Here is an 18,457-nt window from a genome sequence, read left to right as displayed (position 1 = left end):
TGCCTGACTCGACCCGGGATGTTGCCGCCATGCTTGGGGCGGCGTCGCCACCGTTGGATTTGAAGGAGTCTCCGTTAGATTCCCTGCGCTTCGCAATTACATAAAGTTGGAATCCGATTCGCGGGATGCAGTGTAGGGCGGGCCGGCGCTTGTTCGTCGATATGACGTCGTTCAGTTGCCCAGGGGCGCGAGGTAAATATGAATGCTCTACAACATTCATGTTATTGGAATCGGGAGGCTTGCCTTATAGAATCCCTCGTTGCGGAATTCCATCGCTGCGGAGACCAGCTACTCGTAAAGGGCAGTTTGCCAGAGCGTCAGGGTGGGGCGGTCGCGTAGACAGTTCAGCGATATGGCGCCGTGACTGATGGTACGGCTCCATCTTGCATCGTGGATCGTCCCTGCGCTACTACATATTCATGTACGTCTACCCTTCAGCAGTGGGGCATCGCTGCCCGCCTTTCGCTTCGAGTGAGGAACCATCACTGTGCCGCCCAGAGATCGTAGCTGCCGCAGACTCGGTCATATCCGTCGAGGCGAGCGCTCGCTCTGCGCTGATCATGCAATGTGGTCGAAGTGGCCGCTAAGTGTCCGGAAGCGGCTATATTTCTCCTATACCGTGCGGCCGAAGGGAGGCTTTGCCTAGATGCTGTCCCGAAATGCGAAAGCCATCGCAGTTGTCGACGATGACCGCAGGGTACTGAATTCGCTTGCGAACCTTCTTGCATCCTGCGGCTATGAAACTCAGCTCTTCATTTCAGCCGAGCTGTTTCTGGCTGCGGACATTTCCGAGTTCCTATGTGTCATTACGGATCTCGGCATGAGGCCGATCGATGGTCTGGAGGTGCTCCATCGTGTCCGAAGTCGGGCAGTTGCGCTACCTGTAATCATCATCACCGGGAAGCCCGGCGATCACGCTGAGTCGTTCTTTCTGGACCACGGTGCAGCAGGCTTCGTTCGCAAGCCAGTCGGTGGAGATGCGCTTATCGCGCTCATTGAGCAATGTCAGTGACCCCATCGGCGGACGGAATGTCGGTGGGAGCGTCCGCTGGTCCTTGCGCTCATTGTCCGCGGGTCCTCGCCCCGCTGTTCAGCAGGTCACGGTACACAGGTCATATTTCAATTGTCATCGAATCTCGCTGATTGGTCACAAGCCTGAAATCGGTGTTGGACAGAGTCAAGCTCGCCTACCAATGGCATCGTCCATACACCGACTACAGGAGTTCCGTCATGAACGAGAAGTTAGAACTGCTCACTCCGGGCAACTGCCAGCTGATCTTTATCGATCATCAGCCACAGATGGCATTCGGCGTGCAATCCATCGACCGGCAGACGTTGAAGAACAACACCGTTGGCCTGGCCAAAGCCGCAAAGATCTTCAACATTCCGACGACCATCACGACGGTGGAAACCGAATCATTCTCCGGATACAGCTATCCGGAGCTGCTCGACGTGTTCCCGGACCACAAGCTGCTGGAACGGACGTCGATGAACTCGTGGGATGATCAGAAGGTGCGCGACGCCCTGGCGGCAAACAAGCGCAAGAAGGTGGTCGTCGCTGGCCTCTGGACTGAAGTTTGCAACACTAGCTTTGCACTCTCTGCAATCGCTGGGGGGAACTACGAGATCTACATGGTCTCCGACGCTTCCGGCGGAACCAGCAAGGAGGCTCACGACTACGCCATGCAACGGATGGTCCAGGTTGGGGTCGTTCCGATGACCTGGCAGCAGGTACTGCTCGAATGGCAGCGTGACTGGGCCCACCGGGACACCTACGACGAGGTCATGAAAGTCGTCAAGGAACATTCCGGTGGCTATGGTATGGGTGTCGACTACGCGTACACGATGGTCCACAAGGCCGCGCAACGTACGGCAGTACCCCACGAGATGCTGGCCGCTGTACCGGCACGCTGACCAATACGAATTCCGAAGGCGCCCCTGCATTCGGAATCCACCGTCGGACACGCTTTAGGCATTGCCCGCGGGTAACACATCGACCTGACTGCCGTGCCGGCCACGGCAGCTCCTCGGAGCTTTTCGCCATGTCACCGATCCCGACTCCCGATCTCGTTCTCGTCAACGGCAAGTTCACCACGCTCGACCGCGTCAACCCGCAAGCCGACGCGGTCGCGATCCAGAACGGCCGCTTCGTCGGCGTGGGCACGCGCCAGGACGTCATGAAGCTGGCGGGTGCGCAGACGAAGGTCGTCGACCTGAATGGTCGGCGAGCCATTCCCGGGCTGATCGACAGCCACATGCACATCATCCGCGGCGGCCTGAACTACAACATGGAGCTGCGCTGGGACGGGGTGCGCTCGCTGGCCGATGCGATGCGCATGCTGAAGGAACAGGTCGCGCGCACGCCAGCGCCGCAATGGGTGCGGGTGGTGGGCGGCTTCACCGAGCACCAGTTCGCCGAGAAGCGGCTGCCCACCATCGACGAACTGAATGTCGTGGCGCCCGACACCCCGGTCTTCATCCTGCACCTGTACGACCGCGCCATCCTGAATGGCGCCGCACTGCGCGCCGTTGGCTACACCAAGGACACGCCGAACCCTCCGGGCGGCGAGATCGTGCGCGATGCACGCGGCAATCCCACCGGCCTGCTACTGGCCAAGCCCAACGCGACCATCCTCTACGCCACGCTGGCCAAGGGTCCGACGCTGCCGCCCGAGTACCAGAAGAACTCGACACGCCATTTCATGCGCGAGGTGAACCGCCTGGGGGTGACCGGCGTGATCGACGCCGGCGGCGGCTACCAGAACTATCCCGAGGACTACAGCATCATCGAGGAACTGCACAAGGAAGGTCAGCTCACGGTGCGCCTGGCCTACAACCTGTTCACGCAGAAGCCCAAGGAAGAGCTCAGCGACTTTAAGACCTGGACCGCGAAGGTAAAGCCCGGCCAGGGCGATGACCTCTACCGTCACAACGGTGCCGGCGAGATGCTGGTCTACACCGCGGCGGACTTCGAGGACTTCCGCGTCGGGCGCCCCGACATGCCGCCATCGATGGAGGCCGACCTAGAACCCGTGATCCGCCTGCTCGCCGAAAAGCGCTGGCCGTGGCGCCTGCATGCAACTTATGACGAGAGCATCACGCGCGCGCTCGACGTCTACGAGAAGATCGCCAAGGACATTCCGTTCGACGGGCTGAACTGGTTCTTCGACCACGCCGAGACCATCTCCGACCGCAGTATCGACCGCATCGCCGCGCTCGGCGGTGGCATCGCGGTGCAGCACCGGATGGCCTACCAGGGCGAGTATTTCGTCGAACGCTATGGCGCGCGCGCCGCCGAAGCCACCCCGCCGGTAAAGAAGATGCTGGAGAAGGGCGTCAAGGTCGGCGCCGGCACCGATGCCACCCGCGTGGCTTCGTACAACCCGTGGGTATCGCTGTACTGGCTGACCACTGGCAAGACCGTGGGCGGCATGTCGATGTACCCGCAGGCCAACCTGCTCGATCGCGAGACCGCGCTGCGGCTGTGGACCGAGGCCAATACCTGGTTCTCGTCAGAAACCGGCAAGAAGGGCCAGATCAAGGCGGGCCAGCTGGCCGACCTGGCGGTGCTGTCCGCGGACTATTTCAGTGTGCCGGGCGACGACATTCAGGACATCACCTCGGTGATGACCCTTCTCGGCGGCAAGGTGGTCTATGGCGATGGCGACTTCGGCAAGCTCTCGCCCGAGATCCCGCCGGCGATGCCGGACTGGTCGCCGGTGCGGCACGTCGGCGGCTACCAGCCACGGCCGCAGGCGCGCAAGCAGCTGGCGCTGAACACCGCTTGCGGCTGCACCAGCGCGTGCGGCGTACACGGCCATGCGCATGCCAAAGCCTGGACCTCCAGCGCGCCGACCTCGGACGAGAGTTCGTTCTGGGGCGCGCTCGGCTGCTCGTGCTGGGCGTTCTGAGGCAGGACGCATATGGAGAAACGCTCATGAACCCATCGACATCCTTGCTGGCCAACACTGGCGAAGACACGCACCGGTTGCCGCGCTGGCTTCGCTGGATCGCGCTCTTGTTGCTATGCGCGGCTTATCTGCAGGGCGGGCTGGTCAAGCTGTTCGACTTTGCTGGCGCCATGGCGGAGATGCAGCACTTCGGCCTGTCACCGGCGACTCCGCTGGCTGCGGCGACGATCGCACTGGAGCTTGGTGCCTCGGCAATGATCCTGCTCGGCCGCTGGCGCTGGCTCGGCGCGCTGGCACTGGCTGCCTTCACGCTGGCGGCCACATTCCTGGCCAACCGCTTCTGGTGCGCGCCGCCGCAGGTGCAGTTCATGATGGCCAACGCGTTCTTCGAGCATCTGGGCCTGGTCGGCGGCTTTCTGCTGGTGGCTTGGGAAGACATGCGCGGCACCCCGTAATTCAAAGTCATGATGGAGATGAAGCCATGAAGCCTTATATCGCATCCCTGGCCGCCGGGATTCTCGTCGGCATCGTTTATGCGGTAATACACGTGCGTTCGCCGGCGCCGCCGGCTATTGCACTGGTGGGTCTGCTTGGGATGTTGGTTGGGGAGCAGATGGTCGCCCCTATCCAGCGCATGCGTGCCGGCGCACCGGTTACTGCAGCTTGGTTTCGGCAGGAATGCGCGCCGAAGAAATCCGGGCTTCCATCCAAGTTATCGGATAAGCAAGAAGCAGTGATCCTTACAAGAAAAAACAAAGATCCTTCCGCGCGAGATTGAATCATGTCGTCCGGTGACCTTGGCGCACCCCACGCGGTAGTCGCTTCTGCTTCCTCAAGGCTGCTTCTTTCGTTCGTGGCAGGCTATGTCGATGTGGTGGGTTTCACGGCATTGTTCGGCCTGCTTACCGCACACGTAACCGGGAATTTCGTCATGATTGGCATCGAACTATCGTCGCCGACGGCGCACGTCCTTCTCGCGAAGATCTTGGCCCTCCCGACTTTCGTGCTGGCCGCCGCGGGCACGAGAGTTTCGGAATCCAGATTGGTACGTAAAAATAGGCAGCCCGTTCCCGTATTGCTGTTTGCCGAGTGCTTGCTCCTGGCGACATTCATGGGTTTCGCCTATCTGTCAGTCCCAATCAGGAATGCCGATGCGCCTGTCGCCGTTCTGGCGGGTCTGAGCGCTGTCGCTGCAATGGGGATTCAGAATGCTCTCGCCAGGACCGCGCTCGCCGATTTTGGTACCACGACCGTCATGACAGGAAACACCACTCAACTAGTCATCGATCTGGTCGATCTGCGAGGCGCTTCGCAGGATCAACGGTCTGTGCTGAAGAAGAGGATCGGGAAGACGGCTCCCGCTATCGCCGGATTCGTAATCGGCGCAGGCTTAGGCGCTGCCGCCTACACGCATATTTCTTTCTGGTGTGTCCTGCTACCCATTGGAGCGCTCGCATTCGTCAGCGCCAGCACCGCGCGGCAAAGGAGGGGCAGCGTGAGGCCAAGAATTGAATATCGCTCATGATTTCGCGCCGTCAAAACACGTACCTGGCGTGCGCCCGTCTTCGTGCATGGGTTGCAGCCATTTCGCTTTCCGCCGCGATCTGTGCACCGGCCTGCGCCGATCCGGCGGTCCACCTGGCATTTGGTCGAGATCCGTCGCATGGTATCGACAAGTACGAAGTCGGCATCAACTGGGACTCAGGCTTTGCCTGGGGCAACCCGGTGGGTTGGCAGGCCAGGCTGCAATGGGAGGTGGAGCTTGCGCAATGGGATTCGAGAAGCGGCACCAACCGTCAAAGTCTGACCGAATTCGGGTTCTCGCCAATCTTTCGTCTCGAGAGACGTGGCGGGTCGGTCGTGCCGTTCCTGGAGGCCTCTGTCGGACCCAGGCTATTGAGCCATACGAGCACGTCGGATCAGCACAACTTCAGCTCGGCATTCCAGTTTTCGGACATGATCGGCATGGGCGTCGCGTTCGGTGCCAGGCAAGCAGCTGAAGCCGGCTTCCGCTTCCAGCATATCTCGAACGCAGGGATCAAGGAGCCCAACCCCGGCAGCAATTTCTACACCGCTTACTTGCGCTACCGTTTCTAACGGGAGATATAGGGCGGCATCGGCTGAGCGTGACCCAGTAATGCGAGAAGTTGCGCCCGCGGGAATGCCGGTTGACAGGCTGAGTACGGCGCCCGGCAACATGAATATGTAATACCCACCACCGCTAGCGTCCCTTACGATGAAGGCTAGTATGGTGCGAACGTCCGGTCAGGTGATAGTCGTCGGATTCTCGCCTCCATATCGCAATCCATCGTCTCCGCCGCGTTGATCTCTGCTCAGCCGTTGGGGGACGCTTGTCGCTCAATCTGGAAATAATGGTGACGTGGTCATGGAGTTTAGCGAGAAAGAAGGGCGTCGATGCGGCTGCATGGCTCACCGGCCAAAGTTCGCAAGTGTGGTCTGGACCCTTGGCCTGCTGCATGGCTGCGGCCGGTCCCCGTCGACCAGCGTGCTTGGGGCGTATTACCCCGACTGGCTCTTCTGCATCGTCGGTGCCGTTGTGGCCACTGTTCTGATTCGGTTGCTGTTGCTGCGCGCCGGGCTCAACGACTGGCTCAACCCACCAGCCGTTGCTTACCCAGCCCTGTTGGCGCTGCTGGCGTTCGCGGGTTGGCTGTTGTTTTTCTGAGGTCTATCGAGAGCAGAAGCACATGGAAGACAACGCGCACAGCCGAAGGAAGAAGTTGTTGACCATCCTTCTTCTGCTGACGGCTATCGGATTAGGCGTCATTGTTGTCTGGCGCGTGGATACGGAGCCTCGGACCGATGATGCATTCGTATATGCCGACACGATCAATGTGGTTCCGGAGGTGTCGGGTCGGATCGTGAACCTCGCAGTTCGAGACAACCAGCGTGTGAAGAAAGGCGATCTCCTGTTCGAACTGGACCGCCGTCCCTTCCAGGATATGTTGGACAAGGCCCGCGCTTCCCTGGTCCAGTTGGACCAGCAGATCATGCTGTCGCAGCGTTCGGTCAACGCACAGGCATTGAATGCGTCTGCGGCTCGGGCCAGCGTCGATCGGGCCCGGTCTGCAGCGAAGCAAGCGGCAGACACACTGCGTCGGATGGAGCCGCTTGTCGAGAAGGGATATGTTTCGGCCGATGAACTGGACAAGGCGCGAACCTTGGCGCGAAGCACCGCAGCGGAACTCGAGGCCGCGGAGCTAAAGGCGCGCGAGGCGACGGCTGCGGTCAGCGGCGTGGACGCATTGCAGGCGCAGCGCTCGGTCGTACAGGCGGAGATTGCATCCGCCGAGCTGAATCTTGAATTCGCCACGGTGAGGGCACCGTTCGACGGTGTCGTGGTCTCGCTTCGAACCACACGCGGTCAGTTTGCGTCGGCGTCTTCGCCTGTGTTCACGCTCATCGACACGACACGATGGTATGTCATAGCGAATCTGCGCGAGACAGAGTTGGCGAATATCAGGCCCGGCACTCGGGCCACGGTGTACCTCATGAGCAAGACTGCGGTGCATTTCGAGGGGGAAGTCGACTCTGTCGGATATGGCGTGGCCCCCGACGATGGCGGGAGCCTGGCGCAAGGGCTGCCGAAAGTCCAACGCAGCCTGAACTGGGTGCATGTGTCACAACGGTTTCCGGTGAAGATCAGGATCAAAGACCCGAATCCGGAGCTCTTTCGAGTTGGAACTTCCGCTGTGGCGACATTCCACCCAACCGAGCGGAGTGACCGGCACATTGCGGAGTGAGAATACACAGGCGTGCTGAGACATGAATCGCTTCCTGCAATTTCTGCGTGACGAGCTTACCCCGTTCCCCGGTCGGATGAACGTCACGCTACGCTGCGTGGCCAGCGCCGCAATTGTGATCGTCATTTCCATGACGCTGCAGGTGCCGTTTCTCGCGCTGTCGATTCTCGTGACGTACTTTGCAACTCAGTCGAATGTCGTCCTCACCAGGATAACGGGAATCCTTTTTCTTGCCGGGGCCACGCTTGCATTGGGCAGCTCGATTCTTCTGCTCAAGTTCACCTTCGATTATCCGCTGCTACGAATCGTATTTGCCAGCCTGATATTCTTCTGCTGTGTCTATGGAATGCGGGTCTTCCAGCTTGGCATTGTTTTCTTCATTGGCGCCATCGTAATCATCTACGTCCAGTCGTTTGTCGACGTAACGCCGAATGCGGAAGCGCTGATCCGGGCAATCCTTTGGGTATGGGTTTCGGTGTGCTACCCGATAGCCCTCACGCTCATCATCAACACATTACTCTTGCCGGCTGAACCTCGGCAGCAATTGCGCCAGATGTTGGTTTCGAAGCTCATGGTAGTGCAGGCGAGATTGGGCGCATCGCTTGGCAGCGCATCTGCGCCCGGACCCATTACCGCGCGGGACGTTGAGGGCACAACGACTGCTCTCCAGAAGCTGCTGAGATTTACAGCAATGCGCGGCAGGCGCGATGACATTGCCGAGGCGCGCGATCTTGCGACGGTCACAACGGTTTCGAACCTCTACGTCGCCGCGTCGAACTTGCAGCAGACTTCATTCGTCCCAGGGATGCTCGAGGATAGGGTCAGGTCCCTGCACAAGGCGTGCGGAGCACTGGCCGGTGCGATCGGTAGGGACGAACCCTTTCCCATTGCAGAAGAGCGAAGGGACCCCGCCGTTGGCTCGACATCTGCCGCCGGATCTCCCTGGGCCTTGGTGGCGATGAATCGCGCTTTTCTGGAACTCGACGCCTTCACGGTGGCACAGGGCGACGCCATGCACAAGGCGCCGAGACAGCCTTTGCTCGCACCGGACGCCTTTAATAGCCCGATATACGCAGAGTTTTCACTCAAGACCTTGTTGGCTGTGCTGGTGTGCTATCTCTTCTACAATTCCACCGACTGGCAAGGTGCGCATACCGTGATGCTGACGTGCCTGATTGTGGCCCAGCCCAGTCTCGGTGCATCAAGCCGACGGTCATTGCTGCGTTTTTGGGGAGCCGCTATTGGCAGTCTGCTGGCGCTGTTCGAGATAGTATTCATTCTCCCAAGAATTGACGGCGTCGCAGCGCTGATTGTGAACGTTCTGCCGGCCTTGTTTATCGGAGCATGGGTGGCATCTGGCTCGGAGCGCATCAGCTATGCGGGTGTGCAAGTATGGTTCACATTCTCGCTGGCGTTCCTGGAGCAATTCGCCCCCACGTTTGAGCTGACAGAGATTCGGGACCGCATCGTTGGCATCTTCCTGGGCATAGTAGTTGCCACCTTTGTGCAGATGAGCCTATGGCCGGAAGGTGAGGCAGCGTTGCTCAGGCGCCGGCTCTCGGCCAGTCTCGTTTCAACGGCCAGGCTGCTGCAGAGTCTCGGGCATCCGACAGTCGCCGAAGACAGCCCGGATATTGGAAAGCAGCGAATGGCGGCATGGGCTGCGCTCAATGACTGCGAGGGTATGTTATTGCGGGTCGCGCTTGAGCCAACCTGGCGCGAAGGTGAAGAAGAGCGCGTCACGTTGCGTGCAAATTCCGTGCTTGTTGCCGCGCGAGAGTTGCTGCTTGCCGCGGACGCCCTGCGAAGCGCCTTTGATGTCGCCAGCGGCAGGATGCCTGCGCTTCTCAGCGATGCCGCACGCGACTTCGCATCGAACGCCGGCTCGGCAATTATGGAGTATGCCACGGGGCTGAAAGAATCGACGCCCGGCGCAAGGCCCCTCAGGCTGGCGGCCCCCGAGGCATACATGGTCGGGAGAGAACTGCCTGAGGGCGCCGATGGCAGCGCCGCGGAGCTGAGTGCCGAGGTCAATCGCATACTGCAAGCAGTGTCGGGCTTGCCGGAGTGGGTTGGGGAGGCTGGCTCTCGCTCGCCGGGTCTTTCAGCCAGCGTGCGAGCACAATGATGGATTCCATGTCGCCGGCCCCGCGGGGCAGTCTCTCTCGTCATTTGCGTTGTCTTGCCATGGCAAGCGTTACGGTATTGGCGGGTTGCGCGTTGATTCATCACGACGGCGCTCCCGTTCCGCAGGTGGATGCAGCGCAGGTCGAGATCCCGCGGCAACTGGACTTGACCGCAGGCGATTGGCCGTCCGAGAAATGGTGGTTGCAATATGATGACCAGCAACTGACTGCCTTTATCGACCGCGCACTATCGGTCTCCCCGACGATGGCGTTGGCACATCAGCGTGTGGCACAGGCTCAAGCGCGCGCGGAACTGGCGGCAGCGGCATCCGGACCGCAGGTCAGCGCCATCGGGTCTGTCGACCGTGAACGCGTGTCATCCCACGGTTTCCTGAGTGCATATTCAGGATTTGAGCCGGCAATCGGAGCGAACGGCCCGTGGTATACGACGGGGCTCGTCGGCTTAGGTGGCGCGTGGGACCTGGACATCTGGGGGCGGCATCGAGCAGAGATTGCTGCGGCCATTGGCGTTGAGAATGCGCAGAAAGCAGAGGCAGCACAGGTTGCGCTCGTACTGTCGACGGGTGTCGCGAGACTCTACTATTCCGTGCAGACCGCGTTGTCCGCCATCGACCTGCTGAAACGGGAGCGCGACGCCATCGCCATCGAGGTCGATGGTCATCGTTCGAAGATTGCGCGCGGGCTTGAACCCGAGACTGCCGCCAAACAGGCGGAGGCTAAGCTACTCTCTGTCGAACAGAAGATTTCGCAGGCCTCTGATGAGGTGACCAACGGACAGGAGGCAATGCGTGCCTTGATTGGCGCGGATTCTCGCGAACCGGTGGACATTTCGCCCAAGACGCTCCCGGTCGTGGCAACGGGGATACCGTCAAGTCTCGGCTTTCAGCTCCTTGCACGCCGCCCCGATCTGCAGGCGCTGCATTGGTATGTCGTCTCATCCGTGAAACAGGTAGAGGCGGCGAAAGCGGCGTTTTATCCGAGCTTTGACATCAAAGCCTTTTTCGGATTCAATGCCCTCGACCTTTCCCAACTCTTTCTGCATGCAAGCCAGCAAATCAACATTGCACCCGGCCTTTATCTCCCGGTGTTCGATAGCGGTCGGCTCAACGCCAATCTTAGGGGAGAGAAAGCGGCAAGTAATGCCGTCATTCTGCAATACAACCAGGCCGTATTGAATGCGGTTCGCGATGTGGCGCAAACGGGCAGCGCACTCAAGGACCTGGGTGAGCGCACCGCCATGCAGCAGAGGAAACTTCAGGCGGTGCAGTTCACGCTGGACAGCGCATCAGCGCAATACGCACGGGGGCTGGCCAACAGGCTGCAAGTGGAGCAGGCAAGCGAGATGGAGTTACAGGAGCAGTTGGCGATGCTTCAACTGACATCCCAAAGCCTCCAGCAATCCATCGTGCTGACAAGAACACTGGGCGGCGGCTTCCGGGCGGAAGGCGATATGCGTTGAGGTGGCACGGGTCGAAGGCCGGTCCACATGGTTTCATGTTGCATCCGAAGGATCGGTCGGAAGGCTGAAGCTGAAAGTCACCCCCCGGACCTCATTGCGCACGACCCAAATACGGCCGGCGTGTGCTTCGACGATCGACCGGCAGACTGCCAGCCCCATGCCCATGCCCGTTTCCTTGGTGGTGACAAATGGCTCAAATATCGTCTCCAGATTCTCCAACCCTATGCCTTCATCCTGAACGTCGACCACCACGTTGTCCCCGTCGCGCCGAGAGCGGATCCATAGCGACTTCGGTCGTTCCACCGTTGCGGACACTGCCTCGATCGCGTTGCGCACAAGGTTGACGATCACCTGCTGAATCTGCACCGCATCTGCTCTGATAACCGGCACATCGTCGGCTAGCTGAGTCTCGAGCGAGATCACGTTCCCGTGAGTGTCGTCAGCCATCAGAGTGCAGACCTCAAGTATCAGCCTATTGATGTCAAGATCGGCCTTCGCAGGAGCCGTGCGCTTGAACAGCGCGCGAATGCGGCTTATCACGTCCGCGGTCGCAATGCCGTCACGGACGACGGCCTCGACGCTGAGTCGGGCTTTGTCGATGTCGGGCGGCGTTGCAGCGAGCCAGCGTCGGCACGCTTGCCCGTTGGCCACAACGGCTTGCAGCGGCTGATTGATTTCGTGGGCGATGGACGCAGACAGCTCGGCCACGGTCGCCGTCCGCGACGCCTGCGCGAGCTTTTCCCGGGCCTGTCGCAAAGCATCTTCCGCTCGCGTGCGTTCGATGAATTGCCCGACCTGGTACCCCACGGCGGTCATCATCTGCAAGAGCTCGGGACAGGCGGGGCAGACCTCGCGGCTGAAGAATTCGATCACGCCAACTACGCTGCTCTTGAGCGTGATCGGAAACGCGAAGGCCGCGTGGAGCCCTTCCTTCGCGGCAGATTCCGTCCGCGGGAGCTCCCTGCTGAGAGTCATGTCGGGGATGCATACGGGCGCGCCGCTCGACCATACCCGCTTGGGGAGCCCCATGCCGAAGCCACTTGTCCACGACACTAACCCGGAACCGGACCGCGCGAAGGTGGACGAGGGCCATGATTGCACGTGCACCGGTACGCCCGTTTCTGAATCGACGTGCCAGATTGCGCCACAGTCCCACTCGAGGGCCTCACACATTTCGCGCAGAATGCGCGGTGCCGCTTCTTCGATCGAGCCCGCTTTCGACAGCGTCTGCGTGACGCTGAATTCCGCGAGCAGCCGCTGCTCGCGGCGCCTGCGCTCGGTGATGTCGCTGGCGAGCGCGATGGCGAAGAGGCGACCACCGCGATTGAACGCCCGTGCACGCACCTCGACGGGAAAGAGACTTCCGTCTTTTCGCCGGCGGCGGCCGTTGAACGTCACACTCCCGACCTCCAGCAGCTGCTGCCGGAGGCAGAGGATCTTTTCCGGCGTAATGTTACGGTCGAACTGACTGACGTGCATGCCGATGAGCTCTTCGCGCGTATAGCCCAGCGCCTCGCACGCTCGACCGTTCACGTCGAGCACGATGCCTTCCTCGTCGTACAGGAAAATGGCATCTGTCGCGTGCTCGACCAGCGTTCGGAAGCGTTCTTCGCTTGTGCGCAGCGCGTCCTCGCTTGCGAGCAGGTTGCGGTGCGCCAGGCCGCTCGTCAACGCATCCTCCAGGCGTCTGGCAATCTCCTCGAACAGCCGTCGCTCCACGGTTGTCCAGGAGCGCAAGTGCGAGCACTGGTGCAACCCGAACAAGTACGGCCGGTCGCCCTTGGGGCGAACCGCGATCGCGATCATCGACTGGATGTTGAATCGGTCACGAAGCTCCGGCGGGATGCCTGGATCTACCACCGCTCCTGGGGCGTGCAGCATGTCACGCAGCAAATCGGCTCCCCGGGCGTCCACCGGCAGCTCCTGGTCGAGAGCGAAGGCGCCCGGATAGTCAGGATGCGTGTGCTCCATCACCGCGCGACACGCCGACGCATCGGGATCACAGGGATATACCAGCCAGGCCCGATCGCAACCGAAGAGCGCCAGCGCCTCCTCGAGCACGCCGCGCGTCATGCCCTCGACGTTGTTCGTTCGCTGCATGGCGCGGTTGATGCGGTCCATGCACTCGAGGAACCATAGGTATTCCTCGCGCTCCGCCTCTGCGCGCTTCTGCTCCGTGATGTCTATGACGGTGCCGATGTATTCGACCAGGCCGCCGGGGGCTGCCAGCACAGGATGTGCCAGGGTGCGGACGTAGCGCATCTTGCCGTCTGGCAGGAGCAGGCGGTGCCCGACTTCGAACTCCACACCGTCGCGCACATATCGGTCCACCTTTTGCAGGAATCCGGGCCGGTCCTCGGGATGGATGCGTTCCAGGGTGTAGTCGACTGAAGGGACCCCCTGCGCCGGGTCGTACCCGAAAATGCGATAGCACTCGTCCGAAAAGTACAGAATTGCTTTCGAGGCGGGGCACCATGCCCAGCTTCCGGTGTGGCTGACTTTCTGTGCCTCCGCCAGGTACTGGCGGCTGCGCCGCAGTTCTTCCTCCGCTTGCTTACGCTCGGCCATGTCGACGACAAAGGCCACGCCACGCCTGCGTTCGTCGTCGAAAGCGGCCGCCCCGACGAGCACGGGAACGCGGTGACCATCCTGATGGAGATATTCCCTTTCGTAGGGCTGTGCGCTGCCGGTCAGCTCGAACTGCGGCAAGAGTTGTTCAAGTGCGTGGGCGAGTGATTCGGGAGGTATCAGGTCGGTCCACCGCAACCAACCCGACACGATATCCTCGCGCCTGTACCCGACAATGCGTAGAAATGCGTCATTGGCCTCGAGAATCCGACCTTCCCGGTCCCAGATCAGGATCCCGACAATGTTGGCGTCGACCAGGCGGCGGATCTCCGCCTCGCGCTTCTGAAGCTGGCGGTACAGACTGCTGTTTTCGAGCGAAATCGCCGCCTGGGAAGCCATTACCTTCAGGACAGCAATCCTGCCGGGCGTAAAAACGCCTGGAGCATGCCTGTTTTCCAGGTACAGCAGCGCAACCAGCGCACCCTGCTTCATCAACGGCAGGCAGAGTACCGACCGGACGCCCTGCGCACCGATGTACTGATCGGTGGAATGCGGACTCGGGACTGAAGTATCGTCAAGAATCACGCACTCCCGGGTACGCGCGGCATAACGGACCACCGACTCGGGAAGCGTGTCCGCGGAAGCTGGCGTTTCTCGCAGGCTGATCGTCACGGCGCTGCCGCAAGTCTTCGCTTCCGCCTGGATCAGAAACTCGCTGTCACGCGGGAGAATCAGCAGCCCACGTTCCGCGCCGGCGTGCTCGATGGCCGTACGCAACAGCGTTTCGATGAGCTTTTCCGGGACGATCTCGCCCGACACTGCCTGCGACACCTTGATCACAGTGGCGAGATCCAGATCTTCAACCGGCGCGTCGATCGTGCCCGGGGGGCCCGGGGCACGATCGTCCTGCCCGTCCTGCCCGTCCTGCCCGTCCTGCCCGTCCTGGCTTAACCCCGGATAGAGCTGATCGAGTTGTCGCACCTTCCCATGGGCTCCCCACCGCAGATAGGCACGCCGAGCGTTTCCCAGGTAGAGATGCGCAATCTCCTCAAGGCCGCGCGCGGCGTAGCAGCGGGCAGCCAGTTCGTAGGCCAGTGCCTCGTTCTGAACGAAGCCATTCGAACGCGCAGAGCGAATGGCTCGCTCGTACAGATCCATTGCCTCGGGCAGGCGCCCCTCGATGCGCGCAATCTCCGCGCCGACCAACACCGCACGATCCTCGAAGTTCTGAGGGCAGTTATTCGCCCATGCCCGGAGTTGTCGGTGATGTGCCGACAGCCCGTCTCGATGCTTCGCATACGGATCGGGACCCATGGGCTCGCAGCTGGCGGCCAGGGAGAGGGCGGCATAGAGATGGTATTCCGCCCTCTCCAACAGCATGACCGAAAGCGACGCTGACGTCGAAAAGCATCTTTCCGCCTTTTCCGCGGCATCGATGGCCGATGCGTAGTCGCCAGCGAAGAAGCCCGCCTGCAGCTTTCGGATCCAGTAGAAACATTCAGGCAAGGCCAGAGCGGGGTGACCGGTGAGGCGCGCCTCGAACGAGCGCTCTGTGAACGGGCCAGCCTCGAGCGAGCCGAATTTCGCGGTTTCGCCACGGAGCGTGCGGACGAGCGCGAGCGGGGCGGAGATCATGTCGGCAGCGAATCCAAAGCGCACCGTGCGCGCAAACTCCAATCCTTGCTCGGCTTCACGCTCAACCTGATCGAGTGGAACACCCGAAGCGAGAAGATTGGCACTGATATTGCGGCAGGCGTAGGCTGCAAACGTCGGGTCGCCTTGTTCGTTCGCCATCTGAAAGGCACGTCGAGCCGGGTCGACACACTCCCGGAGCGGTCGTGTCCAAGGTACCACGAGCGCGAAAACCGAATAGGTCTTTCCTCCCAAGCGCCTCAATCCGCGGCGTTCGGTCAGATCGCAGGCTATCTTTCCGAGTCGATAACCAGCGTCGTGATGGCCGAAGCGGCTGCCGGCGATAAGCCCGACCGAGACGTAGTGCGCAGGTGCGGCGTCGCTGTTGCCATGCTCCAGGCTCAGATTGACCGCTCTGCAAACGGTGAGCGCATACAAATTCTCGTCGGTGTATAACGTCGGTGCTCCAAGGGTGGTGAGCACGTCAAGCGTAGCCAGAGACTCTGGATCCTTCATCAGCGGCAGGTCGATGAGATCCTCGATCGCCCGCCTTCCCAGCAGGGACCAGATCCGATCGTACTCGCGACACGCTTCCAGTTCGGTGGGATGCGCTGCCCAATCGATGCCAACATGCCGGAGGTATTCCAATCCGACCGCGACCGCACGGTCGCTAGCCCCGAGCATCGTGTAAAGATCCACGCGCCGGCTCGCGACGGCCGCACGTTGGACCGTGTCGGCAGCGCGCGTTGCAAGCGCCGCGAGACGTTCCTCCGCGGACGGCAGTGTTCCCGTCCAGAGCTCGCAGTCGGCCCCATGCAGTTGCAGGGCGAAGGCAAGCGCCTGCCGGCGCTCCCACGAATCCTCCGCTATCAGCGCCGCGCCGGCGCTGAGATACGTCAGCGCAGACGTGTAGGCAGACGATGCCTTTGCGCGCTTGCCGGCGATCAGGTTCAGCTCGGCGAGCTTCTCGCGCTCGTCCTGTGACGTGATGAGGGGGGCGCCTCGGTTAAGCTGGTTGACGACCTCGAAGATCATCTCCGGCAGCTTTCCCGGCGGCAAACAGGCAGCGAGCAACCTGCCTGCCCGGAGATGGATCTGTGCGCGTGCGTCTTCCGGGATCAGGGAGTACGCCGCCTCCTGAACCCGGTCGTGGACAAAGCTGCAGGAATCTTCCGTGCAGGAAATGAGACCTGCTCGAATTGCTTCCCAGAGCTGTCCCTGGAATTCGCCTCTCGGCCGCTGGGATACCGTTTCCAACAGGACGAGTTCCGCGTCGTTACCCATGCATGCAAGCGTTTGCAGTACTTGCTGTGTTCCGATGGGCAGTCGATTCAGCTTGCCGACCATCAGCTCCACCACATTGTCGGTATAGCCCTTCGTATGGATGCGATCGAGGTCCCAGGACCAGCGCGCCGCGCCGTGATCGAAGGAAAGCATTCCCTCTTCGGCGAGCGAAGCGATGAACTGAATGGCGAAAAACGGATTGCCGCCGGTCTTGTCCAGCACCAGTTGCGCGAGTGGCGTGGCACGCTCTGTCTCGCAGCGAAGCGCGTCCGCGATCAACTGTTCAAGATGCTCCTGGGCAAGCGGCGCCAGCTTGATCTCCGCCAACGCTCCGCCGGCAGTCTTGATGGCATCGAGCTTGCACGTCAGTGGGTGCGCGGCATTGACTTCGTTGTCGCGATAGGCGCCGGTCAGCATCAGGTTCTGCGGACGGGACCGGGTCAACAGGTCCTCCAGCAGATCGAGCGTCGCCGCGTCGATCCATTGCATGTCATCGAGGAAGAGCGCCAGCGGATGCTCTGGCCGGGCGAATACGCCGATAAACCGGCTGAGCACCAGCTGAACCCGGCGTTGGGCGTCTTGCGGAGGCAACTCCGGGACTGGCGGCGGCGCGCCGATGATGAGCTCCACTTCGGGAACGAGATCCACGACAAGTCCCGCATTCGATCCCAGTGCCTCGCGAAGCGCGTCACGCCAGGGTCCCAGCTCCGCATCGCTCTTGCCAAGCAGCGGCCGTAACAGACTCCGAAAGGCTTGCGCCAGCGTCGAATATGGAATATCGCGTTTGTATTGGTCGAACTTGCCCGCAGCGAAAAGCCCGCGCGACGGTACCAGCGCCTGGTGCAGCTCGTTGACGATGGCGGACTTGCCGATTCCGGAGTATCCCGAGACCAGCACCAGCTCAGGCGCGCTGTTTTTTATGATGCGTTCGAAGGCGGCGACCAGGGTCTCGACCTCGCGCGATCTCCCGTACAGCTTCTCCGGAATCATCAACTGGTCTGGCGTGTCGCGTTCGCCGAGCGGGAATTCGCCGATGCGTTGCTCGGTTTCCCATTGCGCAAGGCAGCGTCGCAGGTCCGCTTCAACGCCTGCCGCGGTCTGATAGCGCTCCTCCGCCGCTTTGGCGAGCAGCTTCATCACGATCGCTGAGAGGACTGGCGCCAGGTGGTCTACGCGCTCTTGCGGTGGGACTGCCTCTCTTGCGATGTGGCAGTGTACCCATTCCATTGGATCGGCGGCGGCGAAGGGCAGGCATCCCGTGAGCATCTGGTAGAGCGTCACGCCGAACGCGTAGAGATCGCTGCGGGAGTCGACCGAACGATTCATCCGCCCGGTCTGCTCAGGCGCCATATAGGCGAGCGTACCGGCGATGGACTCGGGCGGCTCGGATCGTTGACGCTCTCGCGCAAGCCGCGAGGCGAAACCGAAACCCATGAGCCGGACTTCACCGCTTTCAGGATTCACCAGGATGTTGGCCGGCTTGACGTCCTTGTGCACGAGCCCACCCTGGTGGACTTCGCCCAGTGCCGACGCTATGCCAATAGCGAGGCGGAGGAAGGACCCCGAGTCCATCGGTGCGTCGAGGAGACTCTCGAGGGGCTTGCCGCCGTCATCTTCGGGAGCAAGGGCTGTTCGGTCGCGCGCGTGGAGCAACGGGGCGTGAACCACATCGAGTTCAATCGGCTTCATGGA

At 61.3% G+C, this 18,457-nt stretch carries 12 protein-coding genes; 11 read left to right on the top strand and 1 reads right to left on the bottom strand.

Annotated features, from left to right (window positions below):
- The first annotated feature begins 646 nt into the window (after positions 1–646).
- The 11 genes from AC3WL8_RS26860 (at position 647) to AC3WL8_RS26810 (ending at position 11,281) form a co-directional block, all read left to right on the top strand.
- A complete protein-coding gene (locus AC3WL8_RS26860; RefSeq protein WP_492379143.1) occupies positions 647–1,012 on the top strand; it encodes a response regulator in 366 nt (121 codons plus the stop codon).
- Between the two features lie 218 nt (positions 1,013–1,230).
- Positions 1,231–1,914 carry a hydrolase gene (locus tag AC3WL8_RS26855; protein ID WP_492379142.1) on the top strand — a complete coding sequence of 228 codons (684 nt, stop codon included), beginning with the start codon at positions 1,231–1,233 and terminating at the stop codon, positions 1,912–1,914.
- A gap of 128 nt (positions 1,915–2,042) precedes the next feature.
- The gene (locus AC3WL8_RS26850; RefSeq protein WP_492379141.1) at positions 2,043–3,911 is read left to right on the top strand and encodes an amidohydrolase; all 1,869 of its coding nucleotides are present in this window, start codon (positions 2,043–2,045) and stop codon (positions 3,909–3,911) included.
- A gap of 26 nt (positions 3,912–3,937) precedes the next feature.
- Entirely contained in the window at positions 3,938–4,366 is a 429-nt protein-coding gene (locus AC3WL8_RS26845; protein WP_492379140.1) for a DoxX family protein, read from the top strand.
- A 26-nt stretch (positions 4,367–4,392) separates the two neighbouring features.
- Positions 4,393–4,689, top strand: a complete 297-nt coding sequence (locus tag AC3WL8_RS26840; RefSeq protein ID WP_492379139.1) for a XapX domain-containing protein — start codon at positions 4,393–4,395, stop codon at positions 4,687–4,689.
- A 3-nt stretch (positions 4,690–4,692) separates the two neighbouring features.
- Positions 4,693–5,436, top strand: a complete 744-nt coding sequence (locus AC3WL8_RS26835; RefSeq protein ID WP_492379138.1) for a YoaK family protein — start codon at positions 4,693–4,695, stop codon at positions 5,434–5,436.
- Complete coding sequence (locus tag AC3WL8_RS26830; RefSeq protein ID WP_492379137.1) at positions 5,433–6,008, top strand: acyloxyacyl hydrolase; 576 nt, start codon at positions 5,433–5,435, stop codon at positions 6,006–6,008. Before AC3WL8_RS26835 ends, AC3WL8_RS26830 begins: the two co-directional genes overlap by 4 nt.
- Positions 6,009–6,297: 289 nt before the next feature.
- The gene (locus tag AC3WL8_RS26825) at positions 6,298–6,597 is read left to right on the top strand and encodes a YtcA family lipoprotein (RefSeq protein WP_492379136.1); all 300 of its coding nucleotides are present in this window, start codon (positions 6,298–6,300) and stop codon (positions 6,595–6,597) included.
- A 22-nt stretch (positions 6,598–6,619) separates the two neighbouring features.
- Entirely contained in the window at positions 6,620–7,675 is a 1,056-nt protein-coding gene (mdtN, locus tag AC3WL8_RS26820; protein WP_492379135.1) for a multidrug transporter subunit MdtN, read from the top strand.
- Positions 7,676–7,697: 22 nt separating this feature from the next.
- On the top strand, positions 7,698–9,803 hold the full coding sequence (locus AC3WL8_RS26815; protein ID WP_492379134.1) for an FUSC family protein: 2,106 nt from the start codon (positions 7,698–7,700) through the stop codon (positions 9,801–9,803).
- Positions 9,804–9,862: 59 nt separating this feature from the next.
- Positions 9,863–11,281 (top strand): efflux transporter outer membrane subunit, encoded by a 1,419-nt coding sequence (locus AC3WL8_RS26810; RefSeq protein ID WP_492379133.1) that lies wholly within the window; start codon positions 9,863–9,865, stop codon positions 11,279–11,281.
- Between the two features lie 33 nt (positions 11,282–11,314).
- On the opposite strand, the gene AC3WL8_RS26805 is transcribed toward AC3WL8_RS26810, so the two are convergent.
- The gene (locus AC3WL8_RS26805) at positions 11,315–18,454 is read right to left on the bottom strand and encodes a PAS domain S-box protein (RefSeq protein WP_492379132.1); all 7,140 of its coding nucleotides are present in this window, start codon (positions 18,452–18,454) and stop codon (positions 11,315–11,317) included.
- Between the last annotated feature and the right edge of the window lie 3 nt (positions 18,455–18,457).

Source organism: Cupriavidus sp. FW305-F7, from assembly GCF_058782875.1.
Note: the sequence above shows the minus strand (reverse complement) of the source record. Positions and strands in the feature narration are given on the sequence as shown.